Below are 24716 nucleotides of genomic sequence, written 5' to 3'. Positions count from 1 at the left end.
CTTACCGGGCCGAAGCGAGTTGAGTGAAGGCGGTGCCGAGCCACTGCTGTACGCCATGCATCGTGGCGGCAGAAGTGTCGAGGAACGGTTGCGGGTAGACGCCGAGGTAAATCAGCAGCACCGCAAGGCCTAGCACCATGATCAGTTCGCGAGCGTCCATGCCGTGCAGGATCGAATCCGATTTGGACGGACCGAAATACGCACGGTGGATCATGATCAGCGAGTAGACCGAACCGAACACCAGACCGGAGGTGGCAATCGCGGTGATCCAAGGCCAACTGGCGAACGAACCGATCAGGATCAGGAACTCGCCGACGAAGTTACCGGTGCCTGGCAAGCCCAGCGAAGCGGCTGCGAAGAACAGGCTGATCGCCGGCAGGTAAGCGATACGCGACCACAGACCGCCCATCTCACGCATGTCACGAGTGTGCAGACGCTCGTACAACTGACCGCTGAGGATAAACAGTGCTGCTGCCGACACACCGTGCGCGAGCATCTGGATCACGGCACCTTGCAGCGCCAGTTGGCTACCGGAGTAGATGCCGATCAGTACGAAGCCCATGTGGGAAACGGACGAGAAGGCGATCAGACGCTTGATATCGGTTTGGGCGAACGCCAGGAACGCACCGTAGAAGATCCCGATCAGACCGAGGGTCATGGCGATCGGCGCGAACTCGGCCGAAGCGTTCGGGAACAGCGGCAGGGCGAAACGCAGCAGGCCGTAGGCAGCGGTTTTCAGCAAGATACCGGCGAGGTCGACGGAACCAGCGGTCGGCGCCTGGGCGTGAGCGTCAGGCAACCAGGAGTGGAACGGTACGACGGGCAGCTTGACCGCGAAGGCGATGAAGAAGCCGAGCATCAGAATGTACTCGGTGGTCATCGACATCTTGGTTTTCAACAGGTCGGCGTAGTTGAAGGTAATCACGCCAGTGTTGTTGAAGTTGACCAGCACCAGACCGAGGATCGCCACCAGCATGATCAGGCCGGAAGCCTGAGTGAAGATGAAGAACTTGGTCGCTGCGTAGATCCGGGTTTTCTTGCCGTCCGAAGAACTGTGACCCCAGAGCGCGATGAGGAAGTACATCGGCACCAGCATCATTTCCCAGAAGAAGAAGAACATGAACAGGTCGAGGGCGAGGAACACGCCGACAACGCCGCCCAGGATCCACATCAGGTTCAGGTGGAAGAAGCCAACGTGACGTTGAATCTCTTTCCACGAGCACAGTACCGACAAGATACCCAGCAGACCGGTCAGCAGAATCATCAACAGCGACAGGCCGTCGAGGGCCAGGTGCACGCTGATGCCGAATCGTTCGATCCAGATGTGCTTGAACTCAAGCGCCCAGGTCGGATCGGCGCCAGGCGCCGGGGCAAATGAATAGTTGCCGGTCGCCCACAGCCAGAGGCCGATCGCGAGCAACAGGGACATGGTGATCAGCGCAATCCAGCGGGGGAGGGTAGCGCCGAAGCGCTCACCCATCCAGCACAGCAGGCCGCCGATGAAGGGGATCAGGATTAGCCAAGGCAGAATCATGACGGGCTCGTTTCCTTTCGCAAATTCGCAAGGTTCATATCAGACCGCTACCAGCACGATGGCGCCAATAACCAGCACGGCACCAGCAGCCATCGAAGCAGCGTACCAACGCAGTTGACCGGTCTCGGTGCGGCTCAGGGCAGTGTGACCACCCTTGGCCATACGCGGGATCAGACCGATGGTCTGGTCGAGCGGGTCTTTGCGCAGGATGTGGCTGATCGCAAGGTACGGCTTGACGAACAGTTTGTCGTAGATCCAGTCGAAGCCCCAGGCAGCGAACCACCAGGCCGAAAGGAAACGGCCGATGCCGCTGTTGGCAATTGCCGTCACGAAGCGACGCTTGCCGAGGAACAGCAGGGCCGCCAGCAGGATACCGGCCAGGGCGATGGCGCCCGACGCGATTTCCAGACTGTGCTTGGCTTCGCCACCGGCATGGCCAACGCTCTCAGGCAGTACGCCGTGCAGCGGTGGAACGATCATGGCGCCGACGAAAGTCGACAGCACGATCAGCACCGACAGCGGCAGCCAGTGAGCGATGCCGTGACCGGCGTGGGCTTCGGTCTTGGCTTCACCGTGGAACGCGATGAAGATCAGGCGGAAGGTGTACAGCGACGTCATGAACGCACCCACCAGACCTGCATAGAGCAGACCGTGGTTGCCGCTGGCGAACGCTTCCCAAAGGATTTCGTCCTTGGAGTAGAAACCAGCGGTGACCAGTGGCAGGGCAGACAGTGCCGCGCCGCCGACGATGAAGCTGGCATAAGCCAGTGGCAGTTTCTTCCACAGGCCGCCCATCTTGAAGATGTTCTGCTCGTGGTGGCAGGCAACGATCACCGCACCGGAAGCAAGGAACAGCAGGGCCTTGAAGAAGGCGTGGGTCATCAGGTGGAAAATCGCGCCATCCCAGGCACCAACGCCCAGCGCCAGGAACATGTAGCCGATCTGGCTCATGGTCGAGTAGGCGAGGATACGTTTGATGTCGGTTTGTACCAGTGCCGCAAAACCAGCCAGAACCAGGGTCACACCACCGACGATGCCGACCAGGTGCAGGATGTCCGGCGCGAGGGTGAACAGGCCGTGAGTACGGGCGATCAGGTAAACGCCTGCGGTCACCATGGTTGCAGCGTGGATCAGTGCCGAAACCGGGGTAGGGCCGGCCATCGCGTCTGCCAGCCAGGTTTGCAGCGGCAGTTGTGCCGATTTACCGACAGCGCCGCCCAGCAGCATCAGGGTCGCCAGCGTGATCCAGAAATCGCCGACCTGGAATTTCTGCGGTGCCAGCACCAGCAGTTCCTGGATGTTCAGCGTGCCCACTTGCTGGAACAGGATGAACAGGCCGATGGCCATGAACACGTCGCCGATCCGGGTCACGATGAAGGCCTTGAGTGCGGCGTTACCGTTGTTGCGGTTGCTGTAGTAGAAACCGATCAACAGGTACGAGCACAGGCCTACGCCTTCCCAACCGAAGTACAGGAACAACAGGTTATCGCCCAGGACCAGGAACAGCATGCTGGCGATAAACAGGTTGGTGTACGAGAAGAAGCGCGAGTAACCCGCTTCACCGCGCATGTACCAGGAGGCGAACAGGTGGATCAGGAAACCTACGCCAACCACCACGCCGAGCATGGTGATCGACAGGCCGTCGATGTAGAGGGCGAAGTCAGGCTTGAAGCCTTCCACCGCCATCCACTGCCAAAGCACCAGGGTGTAGTGACCGCCTTCGGGAGGCGCGACGTTGAATTGCCAGATGACGTAGGCGGTGACAATCGCCGACAAGCCAATGGAACCCACGCCGACCAGCGCCGAAAGGTTTTCCGACCAGCGTCCACGGGAGAACGACAGCAGCAGGAAACCGATCAGAGGGAATACGAAAGTCAGAAAGATTAAGTTCATCCGCGCATCTCACTGGCAGCGTCGATATCGAGCGTGTGGAAGCGGCGATACAGTTGCAGCAGGATCGCCAGGCCAATACTGGCCTCGGCGGCTGCCAGGCTGATCACCAGGATGAACATGATCTGTCCATCCGGCTGGCCCCAGCGGGCGCCTGCAACGATGAAGGCCAGTGCCGCGGCGTTCATCATCACTTCCAGACTCATCAACACGAACAAAATGTTGCGGCGGACCATCAGGCCGACCAGACCAAGGCAGAACAGGATGCCGGCAACCGCCAGTCCATGCTCGAGAGGGATAGCAGGCATGTCTTACTCCTTCGCCTCGTTACGGCCCAAATGGAACGCCGTGACGGCTGCGGCGAGCAGCAGCATCGAGGCGAGTTCGACCACCAGCAGGTACGGGCCGAACAGGCTGATGCCCACGGCTTTCGCGTCTACGGTGGTGTGGCCGATGGCCTGACCGCTCTGGTGAGCGAACAGCACATACAGCAGTTCGGCCAGCAGCAGGGCGGCGAGAATCACCGGCCCCGCCCAGATACCGGGCTTGAGCCAGACGCGTTCCTGCTGAACGGCGGCGGGGCCCAGGTTCAGCATCATCACCACGAACACGAACAGCACCATGATGGCGCCGGCGTAGGCGATCACTTCCAGCACGCCGGCGAACGGTGCGCCGAGTGCGAAGAAGGTCATGGCCACGGCGATCAACGAGATGATCAGGTAGAGCAGGGCGTGCACAGGGTTGGTGTTGGTGACCACGCGAAGCGTGGACACAACAGCGATACCCGATGCGAAATAGAAAGCGAATTCCATCGTTCTTCCTTAAGGCAGCAAGCTCTTCACGTTGATCGGTTCGGCTTCGTTCTGCGCAGCGCCTTTCGGCTTGCCAGCGATTGCCATACCTGCAACACGATAGAAGTTGTAATCAGGGTTTTTGCCGGGGCCGGAGATCAACAGATCTTCTTTCTCGTACACCAGATCCTGACGTTTGAACTCGGCCATCTCGAAATCCGGGGTCAGCTGGATTGCGGTGGTCGGACAGGCTTCCTCGCAGAGACCGCAGAAAATGCAGCGCGAGAAGTTGATACGGAAGAAGTCCGGGTACCAGCGACCGTCTTCGGTTTCAGCTTTCTGCAGCGAGATGCAACCCACCGGGCAAGCCACGGCGCACAGGTTGCAGGCTACGCAACGCTCTTCGCCATCGGGGTCGCGGGTCAGGACGATACGACCACGGTAGCGTGGTGGCAGGTAGACCGCTTCTTCCGGGTATTGCAGGGTGTCGCGCTTGCGGAAGCCATGGCCAAAGACCATGACCAGGCTGCGCAACTGGGTACCAGTACCCTTAACGATGTCGCCAATATATTTGAACATGGGTCAAATCCTCACTGAACCGCAACCGCGGGCGTGTTCCACAACACAACCGCAGCGGTCACCAGCAAATTGATCAGGGTCAGTGGCAGGCAGAATTTCCAGCTGAAGTCCATCACCTGGTCATAACGCGGACGCGGGATGGAAGCGCGCAGCAGAATGAACAGCATGATGAAGAACGCGGTCTTCAGTGCGAACCACAGGAACGACAGTTGCGGCAGGATGCCGAACGGACCGTGCCAGCCACCGAAGAACAGGGTGACCAGCAGCGCCGAAATCAAGATGATGCCGATGTATTCACCGACGAAGAACATGCCCCATTTCATACCGGCGTATTCAATGTGGTAACCGTCAGCCAGTTCCTGTTCCGCTTCCGGCTGGTCGAACGGGTGACGGTGAGTCACGGCGACGCCAGCAATGAAGAAGGTACAGAAGCCGAAGAACTGCGGAATGATGAACCACAGGTTCTGCGCCTGGTACTCGACGATGTCGCGCATGTTGAACGAACCGACCTGCACCACGATGCCCATCAGGGCCAGGCCCATGAACACTTCGTAGGACACGGTCTGCGCCGAGGCACGCAAGGCACCCAGCAGGGCGAACTTGTTGTTACTCGACCAGCCGGCGAACAGCACCGCGTAGACCGACAGACCGGCCATGGCGAAGAAGAACAGCAGGCCGATGTTCAGATCCGCCACACCCCAGGTCGGGGTGATCGGGATGATTGCGAACGCAATCAGCAAGGCGGACATGGCCACAACCGGTGCCAGGGTGAAGATCACCTTGTCAGCAAACGGCGGGGTCCAGTCTTCCTTGAAGAACATCTTCAGCATGTCGGCGGCGATCTGGAACATACCAAACGGGCCAACGCGGTTCGGACCATAACGGTCCTGCCACCAGCCCAGCAGGCGACGTTCGACAAAGCTGAGCAACGCGCCTGCGACCACTACGGCCAACAGAATCACGATCGCTTTGATGACCGTCAGGATCACATCGATCACTTCAGGGGTGAACCAGGTCATTGCGCTGCCTCCTGCAGACCGTCGACGGATACGCCGGCGAATGCCGGTGGAATGCCGGCGATGCCCGCAGGCAATGCCACCAGACCTGCGCCCAGTTCTTCATTGATACGCAATGGCAGACGCAGGGTCTGGCCGGCCACGTTCAGGCTCAGCAGTGCACCGTCGTTGACCCCAAGGCGATCCGCTTCAGACTTGGCCAGTGCAACGTAGGCCGCTGGAATGCGTTCCTGCACAGGAGCGGCTTTCGAAGAGTTCTCGTCGCTACCGAACAGGTGGTAGAACGGCACAGCTTGCCAGGTGCCCGGCGCCGGGTTGAATGCGCGCGGAGCGGCAGCGAACCAGTTCAGCGAATCACCGGTGCTTTCGATCAGGCGGGTGCCCGGGTCGCCAGCGCGGATGTGACCACCGACTTCGTCCTGGAACTTGTTCCAGGCCTGCGGCGAGTTCCAGCCCGGCGACCAGGCGAATGGCACCTGCTGACGCGGTTCGGCGGAGCCCGAGTAACCTTCCATGGAGAAGGCAAACGCGGTGTCTTTGTCTTGCGGGGTGCGTGGTTCGTGAACGCTGATGTCGGCGCGCATCGCGGTGCGACCGGAATAACGCAGCGGCTCACGCGCCAGTTTCAGACCCTTGATACGGAACGCAGCAGACGGTGCAGCGTCGACGATACGCGCCAGTTGCTCGGTGCTCGAAGCAACGGCAGCGGTGACGTGGTCGAGTTGCGTCCAGTCGATCGGCTGGTTCAACAGGGTGGCGCGCAGGGCGTGCAGCCAGCGCCAGCCTTCGTGAACCAGAATGCTCGCGTCCAGGTATTGCGGATCGAAAACCTGGAAGAAACGCTGGGCGCGACCTTCCTGGCTGACCAGCGTACCGTCGCCTTCAGCGAAGCTGGCGGCTGGCAGTACCAGATGCGCGCGGTCGCTGGTAGCAGTCTTCTGATGGTCAGCAACGATCACCACTTTCGCGGCGTTCAGCGCAGCATCGACTTTCTCTTTGGCGGTGCGGGTGTACAGATCGTTTTCCAGCACGACGATGGCGTCGGCTTTGCCATCGATGACGGCTTGCAGCGCAGCATCCACCGATTCGCCACCGAGCATGGCCAGACCGAGGCTGTTGGCTTCCGGCACGATCAGGCTGATCGAACCGTTTTTCTCGCGCAGCTTCAGAGCCTTGGCGATGTTCGCCGCCGCTTCGATCAGCGCTTTCGAACCCAGCGAAGTGCCGGCGATGATCAGCGGACGTTTGGCCGCGAGCAGGGCGTCGGCGATGCGCTTGGCCAGTTCCAGTGCTTCAGCGTCCAGACCTTCAACGGCCGGTGCGCTGGCGTCCAGAGCGTGAGCCACGGCGAAACCGATGCGCGCCAGATCATCGGGAGCTGCGTGAACGCATTCTTCGGCGATATCGTCGAGCTTGGTTTCAGCGAGGCTGGCGATGAACAGCGGGTTCAGCGCGTGCTGACCGATGTTTTTCACCGCAGCGTCGAGCCATGGCTGAACGCGCATGGCGTCGGCCATTTCTTCGGCTTTGCCTTTGACCGACTGACGCAAGGACAGCGCCATACGGGCGGCGGTCTGGGTCAGGTCTTCACCGAGGACGAACACGGCGTCGTGGTCTTCGATGTCGCGCATGTTTGGCACTGGCAGCGGGCTGTCTTTGAGCACTTGCAGGACCAGACGGATGCGTTCCAGTTCGGACGCTTCGATACCGGAGTAGAAGTGCTCGGCGCCAACCAGTTCACGCAACGCGTAGTTGCTTTCCAGGCTGGCACGCGGCGAACCGATACCGACGATGTTGCGACCGCGCAGCAGATCGGCAGCCTTGTCCAGCGCAGCATCCAGTCCAAGCTTGGTGCCGTCGGCCAGCAGTGGCTGACGCGGACGGTCGGTGCGGTTGACGTAGCCATAACCGAAACGGCCACGGTCGCACAGGAAGTACTGGTTCACCGAACCGTTGAAACGGTTTTCGATGCGACGCAGTTCACCGTAACGCTCACCCGGGGAAATGTTGCAACCGCTGGAGCAGCCATGGCAGATGCTCGGCGAGAACTGCATGTCCCACTTACGGTTGTAGCGCTCGGAGTGAGTCTTGTCGGTGAACACACCGGTCGGGCAGACCTCGGTGAGGTTGCCGGAGAACTCGCTTTCGAGGGTGCCGTCTTCAACGCGACCGAAGTACACGTTGTCGTGGGCGCCGAATACACCGAGGTCGGTGCCGCCAGCGTAGTCCTTGTAGAAACGCACGCAGCGGTAGCAAGCGATGCAGCGGTTCATTTCGTGGGAAATGAACGGGCCCAGTTGCTGGTTCTGGTGGGTACGTTTGGTGAAGCGATAACGGCGCTCGTTGTGGCCGGTCATCACTGTCATGTCTTGCAGGTGGCAATGACCGCCTTCTTCGCACACAGGGCAGTCGTGCGGGTGGTTGGTCATCAACCATTCGACAACACTGGCGCGGAACGCCTTGGATTCTTCATCTTCGATGGAGATCCAGGTGTTGTCGGTGGCTGGGGTCATGCAGGACATGACGATGCGACCACGGGTGTCGTTCTCGTCGGTGTACTGCTTGACCGCGCACTGGCGGCAAGCCCCGACGCTACCAAGCGCGGGGTGCCAGCAGAAATATGGAATGTCGAGGCCCAGCGACAGACATGCCTGTAACAGGTTGTCTGCCCCGTCGACTTCGAGCGCTTTGCCGTCTACGTGGATAGTGGCCATGGTTCAAAGGTCTTCGTTGGCCCGGTGTCAGCGGGCGTGGCTAATGGAATCTTGTTATCCGTGCGAATCAAACCAGCCTCGAAAGGCGTCATCGCAGGAGGCGAAGGGCACGGGCCCTTCACCTTATTAAGCGTTTACGCGCCGATTACGATCGGCCTTGCCAGAGGCGGGACGGCGGCGCTGACAGGCGCGATACCGGCTTCGAACTCTGGACGGAAGTATTTGATGGCACTGCCCAACGGCTCCACGGCACCCGGTGCGTGAGCACAGAAGGTTTTGCCTGGGCCGAGGAAGCCGACCAGACCCAGCAGGGTCTCGATGTCGCCCGGTTGGCCTTCGCCATTCTCGATGGCCATCAGCAGCTTGACGCTCCATGGCAAACCATCACGGCACGGTGTGCAGAAACCGCACGACTCACGGGCGAAGAACTGTTCCATGTTGCGCAGCAGCGAGACCATGTTGACGCTGTCGTCCACCGCCATTGCCAGGCCGGTACCCATACGGGTGCCCACTTTGGCGATGCCGCCGGCGTACATTTGTGCGTCGAGGTGTTCTGGCAAGAGGAAACCGGTACCGGCGCCACCTGGCTGCCAGGCCTTGAGCTTGTAACCGTCGCGCATGCCGCCGGCGTAGTCTTCGAACAACTCGCGACCGGTGACGCCGAATGGCAGTTCCCACAGGCCCGGATTCTTGACCTTGCCGGAGAAGCCCATGAGCTTGGTGCCCATGTCTTCGCTGCCTTCGCGGGCCAACGATTTGTACCAGTCAACGCCGTCGGCAATGATCGCCGGCACGTTGCACAGGGTTTCAACGTTGTTCACGCAGGTCGGCTTGCCCCACACGCCAACGGCGGCAGGGAAGGGCGGCTTGGAACGCGGGTTGGCGCGGCGGCCTTCGAGGGAGTTGATCAGTGCGGTTTCTTCACCGCAGATATAACGCCCGGCGCCGGTGTGGACGAACAGCTCGAAATCAAAACCCGAACCCAGGATGTTCTTGCCCAAAAGGCCAGCAGCCTTGGCTTCTTCCACGGCACGGTTGAGGTGCTTGGCGGCGGTGGTGTATTCGCCACGCAGGAAGATGTAGCCACGGTAGGTTTTCAGCGCGCGAGCACTGATCAGCATGCCTTCGATCAGCAGATGGGGCAGTTGCTCCATCAGCATGCGGTCTTTCCAGGTGTTCGGCTCCATTTCATCCGCGTTGCACAGCAGGTAGCGGATGTTGATGGATTCGTCTTTGGGCATCAGGCCCCACTTCACACCCGTGGGGAAACCTGCACCGCCGCGACCTTTGAGGCCTGCGTCTTTCACGGTCTGGACGATGTCGTCCTGGGCCATGTCGGCGAAGGCTTTGCGCGCTGCGGCGTAACCGTTCTTGGCCTGGTATTCGTCGAGCCACACGGCTTCACCGTCGTCACGCAGGCGCCAGGTCAGCGGGTGTGTCTCGGCCGAACGCTTGATGCGGTTGGCCGGGCCGAAAGATGTCAGGGTCATACGTAGCCCTCGAGCAGTTTGGCAACGCCAGCAGGCTGCACATCACCAAAGGTGTCGTCGTCGATCATCAGCGCGGGTGCCTTGTCGCAGTTGCCGAGGCAGCAGACAGGCAGCAGGGTGAAACGACCGTCGGTGGTGGTCTGACCCAGGCCGATGCCCAGATTGTTCTGGATTTCGCTGACCACCGACTCGTGGCCGCCGATGTAGCAGACCATGCTGTCGCAGACGCGAATGATGTGACGGCCGACCGGCTGACGGAAGATCTGGCTATAGAACGTCGCCACACCTTCAACGTCGCTGGCCGGGATGCCGAGGATCTCGCCGATTGCGTACAAGGCGCCATCCGGCACCCAGCCGCGTTCTTTCTGAACGATCTTCAGGGCTTCGATCGACGCCGCGCGCGGGTCTTCGTAGTGATGCAGCTCGTGCTCGATGGCCGAGCGCTCGGTTTCACTCAGGGTGAAACGGTCTGTCTGGATAAGCGTGCTGTTCATGCTTAGCGGTCCACGTCGGCCATAACGAAGTCGATACTACCCAGGTACGCAATCAAGTCCGCGACCATGCTGCCTTTGATCACCGAAGGGATCTGTTGCAGATGCGGGAAGCTTGGAGTACGGATCCGGGTACGGTAGCTCATGGTGCCGCCGTCGCTCGTCAGGTAATAACTGTTGATGCCCTTGGTCGCTTCGATCATCTGGAAGGATTCGTTGGCCGGCATGACCGGGCCCCACGAAACTTGCAGGAAGTGCGTGATCAAGGTTTCGATGTGCTGCAGCGTGCGCTCTTTCGGCGGCGGCGTGGTCAGCGGGTGATCCGCCTTGTACGGGCCTTCCGGCATGTTGCGCATGCACTGGTCGATGATCTTGATGCTCTGGCGCATCTCTTCGACGCGAACCATGCAGCGGTCGTAGGCATCGCCGTTGGCGGCCAGCGGCACTTCGAACTCGAAGTTCTCGTAGCCGGAGTACGGACGCGCTTTACGCAGGTCGAAGTCGCAACCGGTCGAACGCAGGCCGGCACCGGTGACGCCCCATTCCAGGGCCTCTTTGGTGTTGTAGGCAGCGACGCCGATGGTACGACCCTTGAGGATGCTGTTTTGCAGGGCAGCCTTGGTGTATTCGTCGAGGCGTTTTGGCAGCCACTCAACGAAATCTTTCACCAGTTTTTCCCAGCCGCGTGGCAGGTCGTGCGCGACGCCACCGATGCGGTACCAGGCCGGGTGCAGACGGAAACCGGTAATGGCTTCAATCACCGTGTACGCCTTCTGGCGGTCGGTAAAGGTGAAGAACACCGGGGTCATGGCGCCGACGTCCTGGATGTAGGTACCCAGGAACAGCAGGTGGCTGGTGATCCGGAAGAACTCGGCCATCATGATGCGGATGACGTCGACCTTCTCGGGCACCTTGATGCCGGCGAGCTTCTCGACCGAGAGCACGTACGGCAGGTTGTTCATCACGCCGCCGAGGTAGTCGATACGGTCGGTGTACGGAATGAAGCTGTGCCAGGACTGACGCTCGGCCATCTTCTCGGCACCACGGTGGTGGTAACCGATGTCTGGCACGCAGTCGACGATCTCTTCACCGTCCAGTTGCAGAATGATGCGGAACGCACCGTGCGCCGAAGGGTGGTTCGGGCCCAGGTTGAGGAACATGTAGTCCTCATGGGTGCCGGAACGCTTCATGCCCCAGTCTTCAGGACGGAAGCGCGCGGCTTCTTCCTCAAGCTGTTGCTTGGCGAGGTTGAGACTGTACGGATCGAATTCGGTGGCGCGCGCCGGGAAGTCCTTGCGCAGCGGGTGACCTTCCCAGGTCGGCGGCATCATGATGCGCGACAGGTGCGGGTGGCCTTTGAAGTCGATGCCGAACATGTCCCAGACTTCACGCTCGTACCAGTTGGCGTTCGGCCAGATGCTGGTAACGGTCGGCAAGCTCAGGTCGCTTTCGGACAAGGCGACTTTGATCATCACGTCACTATTACGCTCAAGCGACATGAGGTGATAGAACACGGTGAATTCGGCGTCCGACGGCAGCCCTTGACGCTTGGTGCGCAGACGCTCGTCCACGCCGTGCAGGTCATAGAGCATGACGTACGGCTTGGGCAGGTTGCGCAGGAAAGTCAGGACTTCGACGAGTCTGGCGCGAGCCACCCACAGCACCGGCATGCCGGTGCGGGTCGACTGAGCGGTGAACGCTTCGGCGCCAAAACGGTTGTTGAGTTCGACGACCACATCCTGGTCGTCGGCCTTATAAGGCGGGATGTACAGAGCACTGCCTGTAGTCATGGTTATTTTTTCGCTTTCGGTCAACGTAAAGAATGAAGCCAGCTTCTCGTTTCTTTGTAAGAACAGATCTGGATCAGACTTCGTCAGGGCTGCGCAGGTTGGTGACTGCGATTCGCTGTTCGCGGCGCTGTTCCTTTTGCGAAGGCATGTCGGCGCGATAAACGCCTTGATCACCAACGACCCAGGAAAGCGGACGACGCTCCTGTCCAATCGATTCCTGCAACAGCATCAAGCCTTGCAGAAATGCTTCCGGACGGGGCGGGCAGCCAGGTACGTAGACGTCCACCGGCAGGAACTTGTCCACCCCTTGAACAACGGAGTAGATGTCGTACATGCCACCGGAGTTGGCGCACGAACCCATGGAGATAACCCACTTCGGTTCGAGCATTTGCTCGTAGAGACGCTGAATGATCGGCGCCATCTTGATGAAGCAGGTACCGGCGATAACCATGAAGTCGGCCTGACGCGGTGATGCCCGGATAACTTCGGCGCCAAAGCGCGCGATGTCGTGGGGCGCCGTGAAGGCAGTGGTCATTTCCACGTAGCAGCACGACAAGCCGAAGTTGTACGGCCACAGGGAGTTCTTACGTCCCCAGTTGACCGCGCCACTCAGCACGTCTTCCAGCTTGCCCATGAAAATGTTTTTGTGAACTTGATCTTCTAACGGATCGGAAACGGTTTCCCGTTCGCCAATCGGATACTGCTCGTTAGGAGCATCGGGGTCGATCCTGGTGAGATTGTATTGCATTGCCAAAGCCTCATTGTTTCAGCTTCGCCTGCCGCTTGCGACGAGCTTCCGGAGCCCAGTCAAGGGCGCCCACTCGGAACAGGTAGACAAGACCTGCCAACAGAATTGCTATGAAAACGAGAGCTTCGACGAATCCGGTCCAGCCGCTTTCGCGGACAGACACAGACCATGCAAAGAGAAAGAGGGCTTCGATATCGAAGATCACGAACAGCATCGCGACCAGATAGAATTTGGCTGAGAGCCGCAAGCGGGCGCCACCGGTAGGTAGCATGCCCGACTCGAACGGTTCGTTTTTGCTGCGGCCCCAGGCTTTTGACCCGAGGAGGCTGGAGACGCCAAGCATGAAGGCACACAGGCCGACGACACCCAGCAGGAAAATGGCAAAGCCCCAGTTGTGGGCCATGAGTCCTGTCGCTTCGGGCATGCTGGTAATCCTTAACAGAGAGCAAAGGTCTCTGAGCTTGATAAAGAAATAGGCAGTGACGATATGTCGCAGCAATCAATCGCGCTGATTTTATGGCTAAACACCCTGCAAGTAAAATTCCTATAGCGAAATTATTTATTGGAATAAGGACATAGCGCGCCTCCGATGCCCCGTAGCCCAAGCATAGCGGGCATTAGCCGGTTTTCTGCGAATTATGTTTTGTGGGAAATGTAACGAGCATAGTTGCGGCTAAATGATAATTAATATCGTTTGAGGTGATTTTGTAACTGTTTAGCGGTGCAGTAGTTGGGAAGTTGTCTTATATGCCCGTTACTGCAAGTAGCGGTGGCGCCTGTTTTAACTGATTTTTCTGACGCCTATACCGCTATGGATCAATGTTTTTTCAGAAAGGTCTGACACAGAACCTTTGGGATTTGTGTGGTGAGGAACATCACAGGCAAAAAAACGCCCCGAACCAGTCGGGGCGTCAGTCTTTCGGCTCTGCGGTTAGCTTTCTATTCGATCCGCAGAGGCCGTTTGCTCAGGTGAAGCAGATCAGTGGAACTGTTCTTCTTCGGTCGAACCGGTCAGTGCGGTTACCGAGGACGAGCCACCCTGAATCACGGTGGTCATGTCATCGAAGTAGCCGGTGCCCACTTCCTGCTGGTGAGCCACGAAGGTGTAACCCTTGGAGGCGTCAGCGAATTCCTGCTCTTGCAGCTTCACGTAGGCAGTCATGTCGTTACGGGCGTAGTCGTGCGCCAGGTTAAACATGCTGTGCCACATGTTGTGAATGCCGGCCAGGGTGATGAACTGGTGCTTGTAGCCCATGGCGGACAGTTCGCGCTGGAACTTGGCGATGGTCGCGTCGTCCAGGTTTTTCTTCCAGTTGAAGGAAGGCGAGCAGTTGTACGACAGCAGTTGGTCCGGGTATTCCTTTTTGATCGCTTCAGCGAAGCGACGAGCCTCGTCCAGATCCGGCTTGGCGGTTTCGCACCAGATCAGGTCGGCGTAAGGGGCGTAAGCCAGACCACGGGCGATCGCTTGATCCAGACCTGCACGTACCTTGTAGAAACCTTCCTGGGTGCGTTCGCCAGTCACGAACGGCTGGTCGTACGGGTCACAGTCGGAAGTCAGCAGGTCAGCGGCGTTAGCGTCGGTACGCGCCAGAATGATGGTCGGCGTGCCGGCAACGTCAGCTGCCAGACGCGCTGCGGTCAGCTTCTGTACGGCTTCCTGGGTTGGCACCAAAACCTTGCCGCCCATGTGGCCGCATTTCTTCACGGAAGCCAGTTGGTCTTCGAAGTGAACGCCGGCGGCGCCTGCTTCGATCATGCTCTTCATCAGTTCGTAAGCGTTCAGTACGCCGCCGAAACCGGCTTCAGCGTCAGCCACGATCGGCGCGAAGTAGTCGATGTAGCCATCGTCGCCCGGGTTCTTGCCGGCTTTCCACTGGATCTGGTCAGCGCGACGGAACGAGTTGTTGATGCGCTTGACCACGGTTGGCACCGAGTCCACCGGGTACAGCGACTGGTCCGGGTACATCGATTCGGCGGAGTTGTTGTCCGCAGCTACCTGCCAGCCCGACAGGTAGATTGCCTGGATACCGGCTTTGACTTGCTGAACAGCCTGGCCGCCGGTCAGGGCGCCCATGCAGTTGACGAAATCTTTCTCTGGACGGAAGGACGGCTTGGCACCCTGGGTTACCAGGTTCCACAGCTTCTCGGCGCCCATTTTCGCAAAGGTGTGCTCAGGTTGAACCGAGCCACGCAGACGGACGACGTCAGCAGCGGAATAAGTGCGAGTCACGCCTTTCCAGCGCGGGTTTTCAGCCCAGTCTTTTTCAAGGGCTGCAATTTGCTGTTCGCGTGTCAGTGCCATGGAGATAAACCTCGTCGCGTCTTTTATGAAAAGTTGTTCTGCGGTGGAAAATTCCTGCGCTCGCTGACCAGAAGCTTAGGTGGTCAAGTCGGATTCGGCGGGGTAGGCGACGGGATGAACGATGAGCTCGAGAGGAAGTGAGCAGGTAAAGGCGAAACTGGCGGGCGCATTCGGGCGTCGTGGGCCTTTATACGAACTACAGTGTGATGCCGGGTTACCTAATTACGCTTCCGTCCCTCGGGACAACTTCGTTCCAGTCGGCAACCTCGTCAAACACACCTTGTGGGCGGTACAGACACGAAACGGTTCGCGGGGTAGATGCGAACAGCGTTTCGAAGGCCCTTGCCAGGGCCTCTGATTAGCGGGAGCGAGGCCATCATGCCTTCGCTTTTTTGGCTCGTCAAACGTTTTGTAGTGCTTTTTTTAAAGCACTACATCTGTCGTCTAATACGACTAATCAGTCAGTTTTCGGTGCTTTAGTCCAGGCTGTCGACTTTCACCCGCAGGGTCATGTCATCCCGGCCTTGAGTCGAGTAGCTACGGGCCAGACCCTGTTTGTCAGCCTGAGTCTGGCGATTGACGCCGGCCAGAGTGATCCACTCGCCGAGGCGCCCGCTGACGGTTGTGTCGGTACTTTGCACGTTCACTACATCGGGACGTTCCTGGCTCATGCGGTCACGGTTGGTACTGATTGCCAGATGAACGATGTCGCCGGTGACGCTCGCGGTGACGTAAAAACCCTGAGTGACGTTGCGGTACTGGGTCTGGCTGCTGTAATCGCCGTAGGAGTTTGTCTGGCTGTTGGTGATCGGCACGCTCTGGCCGACCTGGATCAGCGCCGGAGCGCCTTCGCTGGCCTGTACTTGCTGAATGCCGCCGTCACGGCTGGCGGTGCTGCGGCTGATGATGCGGGTCTGCGCACCGTTGACTGAATAACCTTCGTCGCCACGGCCATTGTTTTCGTTGGTGTCGACGGTAATCAGCAGGCGTTTCGGCGAGGTGTCGAGTTGGGTCAGCAACGCCTTGAGTTCCTGAATCTTGTCCGGCTCCGCCTTGACGATCAGTTGGTTGCCATAGGCGCTGACCTGGCCGTCCTTGCCGAGGAAATCCTGCGCCATCTGCAGCATGTCGGTGCTCGTACGGTACTTGAGGGGGACGATTTCTGTGGCTGCCATCACCGAAAAACTGCAGCCGAGCAGCAGGGTGGTGAGCAGGGTGCGTAGGGACATGTCCGTTATCTCCGCTTTCGAAAGGCTTGATATTGCCAGTTTGTCGGCCCCGGGTGGGGCAAGTTGAATCCAAGACAGCAAAACGCCCCGGCATCGTTCGATGTCGGGGCGTTTGCTGAAGTTTGCATATTGCTCTTGTGGCGAGGGGATTTATCCCCGATGGGCTGCGCAGCAGACCCAAAATTTTAGGGCCGCTTCGCGCCCCATCGGGGATAAATCCCCTCGCCACAAGGTTTCATTCAGCTAGCGGTTGGGCCGAATGGCGAACCATATCGACATGCGGAATCCCTGCTTCCAGGAACTCCTCACTGACCAGGCTGAAACCCAGGCGCTCGTAGAACGCCGTGGCTTGCACCTGAGCGCTGAGCATTTGCTGCTTCAGTCCGCGCTCTTCTGCTTCAGCAATGACCGCTTGCATCAGCGCGTCACCGACCTTCATGCCGCGCCAGTCTTTCAGCACGGAAACCCGGCCAATGTGCCCATCGGGCAACAGGCGCGCAGTGCCGATTGGAAAGTCGCCCTCAAATGCCAGGAAATGCACAGCGGTCGCGTCATCGGCGTCCCATTCCAGCTCGGGTGGCACCGATTGTTCGGCGATGAACACCGTTTCACGAATGCGCCGGATCTCGGCGATGTCCTTCTGCCAGTCTGCGACACGTACGCGAATTTTATTCATCAGCGAACCCCAGGCTGCCTTGCTTGACCAGTTCGCACAGCAGGCCGCGACCGTCTTCGTCGTTCAGCCACTCGCCAAGGTTGTCGGTGTGCAGGGCGTCGGCGGCGCAGATCAGCTTCAGCAGCTCGCGCAGTTTGCCCGGCAGATAACGGCTCTGGCCGCTGGCGAACAGCAGCAGATCGTCATCGACTTCCGACCAGGCCAGGCGCGCGCTCGGGTTGCGGATCAGCACGGCGCCATCTTGCAGAGCACTGAGGAAGTCCTCTTCTTCGACTTCTTCCGGGCCGGCTACGAGTTCCGGGTAGCGTGGCTCGGTCATGTACTGGCCGAACCAGGTCAGCAGCAGACGCTCGTCGCTCATGTGTTCGGCGAGCAGGCTTTTCAGGCGATCCAGCGCATCGTGCTGAATCTGATGCGGATCGGCCGCTGGCTGCGCGTCGGCGTCGGTGTAGCGCTCTTCGTCGGTCAGGAACTGGCTGAGGAAGTCGGTGAAGTGGGTCAGCACTTCAGACGCGCTCGGGGCGCGGAAGCCTACCGAGTAGGTCATGCAGTTATCCACGGCGACGCCGCAGTGGGCCAGACGCGGTGGCAGGTAAAGCATGTCACCCGGTTCCAGAACCCACTCTTCGGTTTCGTGGAATTCGGCGAGGATGCGCAGGTCCGCGTGTTGCAGCAGCGGGCTCTCGGAGTCGCACATCTGGCCGATTTTCCAGTTGCGCTTGCCGTGACCTTGCAGCAGGAACACGTCGTAGTTGTCGAAGTGCGGGCCGACGCTGCCACCTGGGGCTGCGAAGCTGATCATCACGTCGTCGACGCGCCAGCTCGGCAGGAAGCGGAAGTTTTCCAGCAGTTCGCTGACTTCCGGTACGAATTGATCGACTGCCTGAACCAGCAGAGTCCACTCTTTTTCCGGCAGCTTGCTGAATTCGTCTTCAGCGAACGGGCCGCGACGCAGTTCCCATGGGCGCTCGCCATGCTCGATGACCAGGCGCGATTCGACTTCTTCTTCCAGGGCCAGGCCGGCCAGTTCGTCGGCGTCGATCGGGCTTTCGAAGTCAGGAATCGCCTGGCGGATCAGCAGTGGCTTTTTCTGCCAGTAGTCGCGCAGGAATTCGCGCGCCGTGATGCCGCCCAGAAGTTGAAGAGGAATATCGGAATTCATATGTAACCTATTGAAAAAAAGCACTTTTCAGACGGGAATAAAAACGCCCGGCGCGGCCGGGCGTCTCAAACGGTTCAAGCGGTCGATCAGATGCGTTTGGCTTGCGCTACAGCGTTGCCGATGTAGTTGGCCGGGGTCAGCTGTTTCAGCTCGGCTTTCGCTGCGGCTGGCATGTCCAGGCCGTCGATGAAAGTCTGCAATGCTTCAGGGCTGATGCCCTTGCCGCGGGTCAGTTCTTTCAGCTTTTCGTACGGGTTTTCGATGTTGTAGCGACGCATCACGGTCTGGATCGGCTCAGCCAAGACTTCCCAGCAAGCGTCGAGGTCAGCGGCAATCTTCTGCTCGTTGAGCTCCAGTTTGCTGATGCCTTTGAGGCTGGCTTCGTAAGCGATCACGCTGTGGGCGAAGCCGACACCGAGGTTGCGCAGTACGGTGGAGTCGGTCAGGTCGCGCTGCCAGCGGGAGATCGGCAGTTTGCTCGCCAGGTGCTGGAACAGCGCGTTGGCGATGCCCAGGTTGCCTTCGGAGTTTTCGAAGTCGATCGGGTTGACCTTGTGCGGCATGGTCGACGAACCGATTTCGCCAGCGATGGTGCGCTGCTTGAAATAACCCAGGGAGATGTAGCCCCAGATGTCACGGTCGAAGTCGATCAGGATGGTGTTGAAGCGCGCAATGGCGTCAAACAGCTCGGCGATGTAGTCGTGCGGTTCGATCTGCGTGGTGTACGGGTTGAAGCCCAGACCCAGCTCGTCTTCGATGAAGGCGCGGGCGTTGGCTTCCCAGTCGATCTGCGGGTAGGCCGACAGGTGAGCGTTGTAGTTGCCGACAGCGCCGTTGATCTTGCCCAGCAGCGGTACGGCAGCGACTTGAGCGATCTGACGCTCGAGACGGTAAACCACGTTCGCCAGTTCTTTACCCAGAGTGGTCGGCGAAGCCGGTTGACCGTGGGTACGCGACAGCATCGGCACGTCAGCGAAACGGATGGCCAGTTCGCGGATGGCGTTGGCAGTCTGGCGCATCAGCGGCAGCATCACGTCGTCACGGCCTTCGCGCAGCATCAGGGCGTGGGACAGGTTGTTGATGTCTTCGCTGGTGCAGGCAAAGTGGATGAACTCGCTGACCTTGGCCAGCTCCGGCAGTTTGGCCGCCTGCTCTTTGAGCAGGTATTCGATCGCTTTGACGTCGTGGTTGGTAGTGCGCTCGATCTCTTTGACGCGCTCGGCGTGCTCCAGCGCGAAGTTTTCAGCCAGTTCATTGAGAACGGCGTTGGCCTCGGCGGAGAAGGCTGGCACTTCCGGGATACCGGTATGGGCGGCCAGGCGCTGGAGCCAGCGCACTTCAACCAGAACGCGGGCACGGATCAGGCCGTACTCGCTGAAAATCGGGCGCAAGGCCTGGGTTTTGCCGGCGTAGCGGCCGTCAACAGGGGAAACCGCAGTGAGCGAAGAGAGCTGCATGGGGTGTTCTCGGACAGTCGGGCAACGAAATGGGGCGCGTATCATACATGAAAAAATCCGCCGGTCCGTTGCCAACTGACCGGCGTATTACGCGTTACAGACTACAAAGCTTTTATTGCGCGGCGATTTACTCGCTGCGCATCAACGGGTACAGCTCTTTGAGCAGCTTGCGGCGGCTGACCACCAACTGCCAGCGATGCCCGCCGAGTTGACGCCACAGGCGCGCCGAACGGATGCCGGCGAGCAGCAAGGCGCGGATTTTCGATGCGTTGCTCGGCTGCTGCAGGTTGCGCATGTCGCCATGCACTTGAATCCGCTGGCGCAGAGTGCTCAAAGTGTCCTGATAAAGTGCGCCGCACGCGGCAACCACATTTTCGTGGGCCGGGCCGAAGTGCTCGACCTGCGACTGGATCTGCGGCAAGCGCTTGCCGATCGTGTCGAGCAGGTCGCCACGTTTGGCCAGTTGGCGCTCAAGACCGAGCATCGACAGGGCATAACGCAGTGGCTCGCGCTGCAAAGTGCTTGGGTCGCGTTCAAGTGCGCCGATCAGCGCCCGGTAACCTTCACGCAGGTTGATATCGTCGCCGCCGTACACGTCCAGCGTGTCTTTCGGGTCGCGCACCAGCAGGCTGCCGAGCATGCAGCTCAGGCCGGCCTCGTTGGTCTGGCCAGTCTTGGCGATCCGGTCAACCAGTACGGCCGCGAGAAACACGCCGCCCAGCGCCGTCAGTTGCTCCTGAGTCGGGCTCATGCCTGACCGCTCCACGGCTCGGCGACTTCGATCACGCCGCCACCGAGGCATATTTCACCGTCATAGAACACCACCGACTGGCCCGGCGTGACCGCGCGCTGCGGCTCGTCGAACACGGCGCGGTAACCGCTCGCGGTTTTTTCCAGAGTGCAGGCCTGATCGCTTTGGCGATAGCGCACCTTGGCGGTCAAGCGCAGCGGCTGGCTCAGGTCGATCGGGTTGACCCAATAGATTTCCGAAGCGAGCAGGGCGCTGGAGAACAGCCATGGATGGTTGTTGCCCTGGCCGACGATCAGTTCATTGTTGTCCAGATCCTTGCGCAGCACGTACCACGGCTCGTCGCCGGCATCCTTCAAGCCGCCGATGCCCAGGCCCTGACGCTGACCGATGGTGTGATACATCAAGCCGTGGTGACGGCCGATGACTTCGCCTTCGGTGGTCTTGATCTCGCCCGGTTGTGCCGGCAGGTATTGCTTGAGGAAGTCGCTGAAACGCCGCTCGCCGATAAAGCAGATCCCGGTGGAATCCTTCTTCTTGGCGGTGGCCAGCTCGTATTTCTCGGCAATTGCGCGCACATCCGGTTTTTCCAGTTCGCCGACCGGGAACAGCGTCTTGGCGATCTGTTCGCCGCCGACGGCGTGCAGGAAGTAGCTTTGATCCTTGTTCGGATCAAGGCCTTTGAGCAGTTCGGTGCGGCCATCGATGTCGCGGCGGCGCACGTAGTGGCCGGTGGCGATCAGGTCGGCGCCGAGCATCATGGCGTAGTCGAGGAACGCCTTGAACTTGATTTCGCGGTTACACAGTATGTCCGGGTTCGGCGTGCGCCCGGCCTTGTATTCGGCCAGGAAGTGCTCGAACACGTTGTCCCAGTACTCGGCGGCAAAGTTGGCGGTGTGCAGCTTGATGCCGATCTTGTCGCACACGGCCTGGGCATCCGCCAGATCGTCCATGGCGGTGCAGTATTCCGTTCCGTCGTCTTCTTCCCAGTTCTTCATGAACAGGCCTTCCACTTCATAGCCCTGCTCGATCAGCAGGAGAGCGGAAACGGAAGAGTCCACGCCGCCGGACATGCCGACAATGACGCGCTTCTTGGATGTGTCAGAAGGGGCTGGATCACGCATAGGGATTCAATGAGTGTCTTGAAAAAGGACGCGATTCTATCAGGCTCACGGCCTCAAGGCTAAAGAGAAGGGCGGATCAGTTCGAGGCCGAAGTGATGGCCGGCCAGGTAATCATCGATGCAGCGGATGATCAGCTCACTGCGCCAGTTGTCGCGCTGCTCGATTAATTCTTCGCGAGTCAGCCACTTGGCGCCGAGGATGCCGTCGTCGAGTGGGTAGTCCGGATGGTGTTTTATGGCCTTCGCGGAGAAGCAAACACGTTGATAGGTCACGCCGTTGCTTGGCGCGGTATACAGGTAAATGCCGATCACGCCGGTTGGTTCGACGTCCCAGCCGGTTTCTTCGAGGGTTTCGCGCACGGCGGCTTCGATCAGGGTTTCATCCGGGTCCAGGTGGCCGGCGGGCTGGTTGAGCACGTTACGGCCGGCCTTGTGCTCTTCGACCATCAGGAAGCGGCCGTTGTCTTCGACGATGGTGGCGACGGTGATGTGGGGGAGCCAGTCCATAGGGATTCCTCTGTCTTCTGTGTATCTTTGCCTGAAAACACAAACCCCGGCACCAGGCCGGGGTTTGTGATGTTCCCTTTACAACCTTAAACCAGCGCAGCAATCGCCGCGTTGAGGGTTGCGCTTGGGCGCATGGCTTTGCTGATCAGTTCGGCATTGGCGTGGTAGTAACCGCCGATGTCCACTGGCTTGCCCTGAACGGCGTTGAGTTCGGCAACGATGGTTGCTTCGTTCTCGGTCAGAGTCTTGGCCAGAGTCGCGAACTGCGCTTGCAGTGCAGCGTCTTCAGTCTGGGCTGCCAGGGCCTGAGCCCAGTACATCGCCAGGTAGAAGTGGCTGCCGCGGTTGTCGATGTTGCCGACTTTGCGCGATGGCGACTTGTTGTTGTCGAGGAACTGGCCAGTAGCCTGATCCAGAGTCTTGGACAGAACCAGCGCTTTCGGGTTGTTGTAGTTCACACCCAAATGCTCGAGGGATGCCGCCAGAGCCAGGAATTCACCCAGCGAATCCCAGCGCAGGAAGTTCTCTTCGACCAGTTGCTGCACGTGCTTCGGAGCCGAGCCGCCGGCGCCGGTTTCGAACAGGCCGCCACCGTTCATCAGCGGCACGATCGACAGCATCTTGGCGCTGGTGCCCAGTTCCATGATCGGGAACAGGTCGGTCAGGTAGTCGCGCAGTACGTTACCGGTCACCGAGATGGTGTCCTTGCCTTCGCGAGTGCGCTGCAGGGTGTACTTCATTGCGTCGACCGGCGCCATGATCTGGATGTCCAGACCAGCAGTGTCGTGATCCTTCAGGTAAGCCTGAACTTTCTCGATCACTACGCCGTCGTGAGCGCGCATTGGGTCCAGCCAGAAAATAGCTGGAGTGCTGCTGGCGCGAGCACGGTTGACGGCCAGTTTGACCCAGTCCTGGATCGGCGCGTCTTTGGTCTGGCACATGCGGAAGATGTCGCCGGCTTCAACAGCCTGTTCCATCAGCAGGGTGCCTTTGCTGTCGGTCACGCGAACCACGCCGTCAGCCTTGATCTGGAAGGTCTTGTCGTGCGAGCCGTACTCTTCGGCTTTCTTCGCCATCAGACCAACGTTTGGCACGCTGCCCATGGTGGTCGGATCGAATGCGCCATTGGCTTTGCAATCTTCGATCACGGCCTGGTAGATGGTTGCGTAGCAACGATCCGGGATCACAGCCTTGGTGTCGTGCAACTGACCGTCGGTGCCCCACATCTTGCCGGAGTCACGGATCATCGCTGGCATCGAGGCGTCGACGATAACGTCGCTCGGCACGTGCAGGTTGGTGATGCCTTTGTCGGAGTTGACCATCGCCAACGACGGACGTGCGGCGTAGACCGCTGCCATGTCAGCTTCGATCTGTGCCTGTTGCTCGGCCGGCAGGGCCTTGATGCGAGCGTACAGATCGCCGATGCCGTTGTTCAGGTTGAAGCCGATCTGGGCCAGCACGTCAGCGTGCTTGGTCAGCGCGTCTTTATAGAACTCGGCAACGATCTGGCCGAACATGATCGGGTCGGAGACCTTCATCATGGTCGCTTTCAGGTGAACCGACAGCAGCACGCCTTGAGCCTTGGCGCTTTCGATTTCAGCAGCGATGAATGCGCGCAGGGCGTTTTTGCTCATCACGGCGCAATCGAGGATCTCGCCAGCCTGAACGCTGGTTTTTTCTTTCAGGACGGTAGCGGTGCCGTCTTTGGCGATCAGTTCGATCTTCACAGCGTCAGCGGCGTCGATCAGGGCAGCTTTTTCGCTGCCGTAGAAATCGCCGGTGCTCATGTGCGCGACGTGGGACTTGGAGTCTTTGGCCCAGGCGCCCATTTTGTGCGGGTGCTTGCGTGCGTAGTTCTTGACCGACAGCGGAGCGCGACGATCGGAGTTGCCTTCGCGCAGAACCGGGTTCACGGCGCTGCCCTTGACCTTGTCGTAACGCGCCTTGGCGTCTTTGTCGGCGTCGCTGGTCACGGTTTCCGGGTAATCCGGCAGGTTGTAACCCTGAGCTTGCAGCTCTTTGATTGCGGCTTGCAGCTGTGGCACCGAAGCGCTGATGTTCGGCAGCTTGATGATGTTGGCTTCAGGCGTAACGGCCAGGTCGCCCAGTTCGGCGAGGTGGTCGGCTACGGCTTTTTCGCCCAGTTGCTCGGGGAAGCTGGCCAGAATGCGCGCTGCAAGAGAGATATCGCGGGTTTCCACGGCGATATCGGCCGAGGCGGTGTAAGCCTCGATGATCGGCAGCAGGGAATAGGTGGCGAGGGCTGGGGCTTCGTCGGTGAAGGTATAGATGATCTTCGAGCGGGTGGGCATATTCGGATTAACTCTCTCTTCTTTGCTAAAGCGTGCGCAGAAACTCGAGGGGCGCCGGGTAAGCGCGTTCGTTCAAAGTCATCCATGAACCGAATGTCGAGATTCTTCGCGGTGATGTTGGGTGCATCAGTAGAGCGTCAAGCGGTCGGGCTGC

21 protein-coding genes are annotated in these 24716 nt (G+C 59.6%); all 21 read right to left on the bottom strand.

Features of this window, described 5'->3' with window-relative positions:
- Position 1 precedes the first annotated feature (1 nt).
- On the bottom strand, positions 2-1534 hold the full coding sequence (gene nuoM / locus ACA043_RS18285; RefSeq protein ID WP_187678485.1) for an NADH-quinone oxidoreductase subunit M: 1533 nt from the start codon (positions 1532-1534) through the stop codon (positions 2-4).
- A gap of 39 nt (positions 1535-1573) precedes the next feature.
- Positions 1574-3427: an NADH-quinone oxidoreductase subunit L gene (nuoL, locus tag ACA043_RS18280; protein ID WP_187678484.1), complete on the bottom strand. Its 1854-nt coding sequence runs from the start codon at positions 3425-3427 to the stop codon at positions 1574-1576.
- A complete protein-coding gene (nuoK, locus tag ACA043_RS18275; protein ID WP_187678483.1) occupies positions 3424-3732 on the bottom strand; it encodes an NADH-quinone oxidoreductase subunit NuoK in 309 nt (102 codons plus the stop codon). Before nuoK ends, nuoL begins: the two co-directional genes overlap by 4 nt.
- Positions 3733-3735: 3 nt before the next feature.
- Entirely contained in the window at positions 3736-4236 is a 501-nt protein-coding gene (nuoJ, locus tag ACA043_RS18270) for an NADH-quinone oxidoreductase subunit J (protein WP_187678482.1), read from the bottom strand.
- Between the two features lie 9 nt (positions 4237-4245).
- Positions 4246-4794 (bottom strand): NADH-quinone oxidoreductase subunit NuoI, encoded by a 549-nt coding sequence (gene nuoI / locus ACA043_RS18265; RefSeq protein WP_016987418.1) that lies wholly within the window; start codon positions 4792-4794, stop codon positions 4246-4248.
- A gap of 11 nt (positions 4795-4805) precedes the next feature.
- On the bottom strand, positions 4806-5813 hold the full coding sequence (gene nuoH / locus ACA043_RS18260) for an NADH-quinone oxidoreductase subunit NuoH (RefSeq protein ID WP_008082852.1): 1008 nt from the start codon (positions 5811-5813) through the stop codon (positions 4806-4808).
- Positions 5810-8524: an NADH-quinone oxidoreductase subunit NuoG gene (gene nuoG / locus ACA043_RS18255; protein WP_497657612.1), complete on the bottom strand. Its 2715-nt coding sequence runs from the start codon at positions 8522-8524 to the stop codon at positions 5810-5812. The genes nuoH and nuoG overlap by 4 nt, the downstream gene beginning before the upstream one ends.
- Positions 8525-8658: 134 nt before the next feature.
- A complete protein-coding gene (nuoF, locus tag ACA043_RS18250; RefSeq protein ID WP_100845732.1) occupies positions 8659-10014 on the bottom strand; it encodes an NADH-quinone oxidoreductase subunit NuoF in 1356 nt (451 codons plus the stop codon).
- Complete coding sequence (gene nuoE, locus ACA043_RS18245; protein ID WP_007920186.1) at positions 10011-10508, bottom strand: NADH-quinone oxidoreductase subunit NuoE; 498 nt, start codon at positions 10506-10508, stop codon at positions 10011-10013. The genes nuoF and nuoE overlap by 4 nt, the downstream gene beginning before the upstream one ends.
- Positions 10509-10510: 2 nt before the next feature.
- Positions 10511-12295 carry an NADH-quinone oxidoreductase subunit C/D gene (gene nuoC / locus ACA043_RS18240; protein WP_497657611.1) on the bottom strand — a complete coding sequence of 595 codons (1785 nt, stop codon included), beginning with the start codon at positions 12293-12295 and terminating at the stop codon, positions 10511-10513.
- Between the two features lie 73 nt (positions 12296-12368).
- Positions 12369-13043, bottom strand: coding sequence for a NuoB/complex I 20 kDa subunit family protein (locus tag ACA043_RS18235; protein ID WP_003223809.1), 675 nt, complete (start codon positions 13041-13043; stop codon positions 12369-12371).
- Positions 13044-13053: 10 nt separating this feature from the next.
- Positions 13054-13467, bottom strand: a complete 414-nt coding sequence (locus ACA043_RS18230; protein ID WP_003223812.1) for an NADH-quinone oxidoreductase subunit A — start codon at positions 13465-13467, stop codon at positions 13054-13056.
- A gap of 555 nt (positions 13468-14022) precedes the next feature.
- A complete protein-coding gene (aceA, locus tag ACA043_RS18225) occupies positions 14023-15348 on the bottom strand; it encodes an isocitrate lyase (protein WP_187678476.1) in 1326 nt (441 codons plus the stop codon).
- Between the two features lie 476 nt (positions 15349-15824).
- On the bottom strand, positions 15825-16577 hold the full coding sequence (locus tag ACA043_RS18220; protein WP_497657610.1) for a secretin N-terminal domain-containing protein: 753 nt from the start codon (positions 16575-16577) through the stop codon (positions 15825-15827).
- A 235-nt stretch (positions 16578-16812) separates the two neighbouring features.
- Complete coding sequence (locus ACA043_RS18215; protein ID WP_401272194.1) at positions 16813-17253, bottom strand: GNAT family N-acetyltransferase; 441 nt, start codon at positions 17251-17253, stop codon at positions 16813-16815.
- On the bottom strand, positions 17246-18415 hold the full coding sequence (locus ACA043_RS18210; RefSeq protein WP_187678474.1) for a ribosomal protein uL16 3-hydroxylase: 1170 nt from the start codon (positions 18413-18415) through the stop codon (positions 17246-17248). The genes ACA043_RS18215 and ACA043_RS18210 overlap by 8 nt, the downstream gene beginning before the upstream one ends.
- Positions 18416-18501: 86 nt before the next feature.
- The gene (gene purB / locus ACA043_RS18205; protein ID WP_187678473.1) at positions 18502-19872 is read right to left on the bottom strand and encodes an adenylosuccinate lyase; all 1371 of its coding nucleotides are present in this window, start codon (positions 19870-19872) and stop codon (positions 18502-18504) included.
- A gap of 127 nt (positions 19873-19999) precedes the next feature.
- Positions 20000-20623, bottom strand: a complete 624-nt coding sequence (hflD, locus tag ACA043_RS18200) for a high frequency lysogenization protein HflD (RefSeq protein ID WP_187678472.1) — start codon at positions 20621-20623, stop codon at positions 20000-20002.
- Positions 20620-21744, bottom strand: coding sequence for a tRNA 2-thiouridine(34) synthase MnmA (gene mnmA, locus ACA043_RS18195; protein ID WP_497657609.1), 1125 nt, complete (start codon positions 21742-21744; stop codon positions 20620-20622). Before mnmA ends, hflD begins: the two co-directional genes overlap by 4 nt.
- Positions 21745-21803: 59 nt before the next feature.
- A complete protein-coding gene (locus tag ACA043_RS18190; protein ID WP_497657608.1) occupies positions 21804-22250 on the bottom strand; it encodes an NUDIX hydrolase in 447 nt (148 codons plus the stop codon).
- Between the two features lie 86 nt (positions 22251-22336).
- A complete protein-coding gene (locus tag ACA043_RS18185; protein WP_497657607.1) occupies positions 22337-24562 on the bottom strand; it encodes an NADP-dependent isocitrate dehydrogenase in 2226 nt (741 codons plus the stop codon).
- Between the last annotated feature and the right edge of the window lie 154 nt (positions 24563-24716).

This window comes from Pseudomonas sp. LBUM1648, from assembly GCF_059716145.1.
The sequence above is the reverse complement of the archived record's forward strand: the minus strand, read 5'-3'. Positions and strand labels throughout refer to the sequence as shown.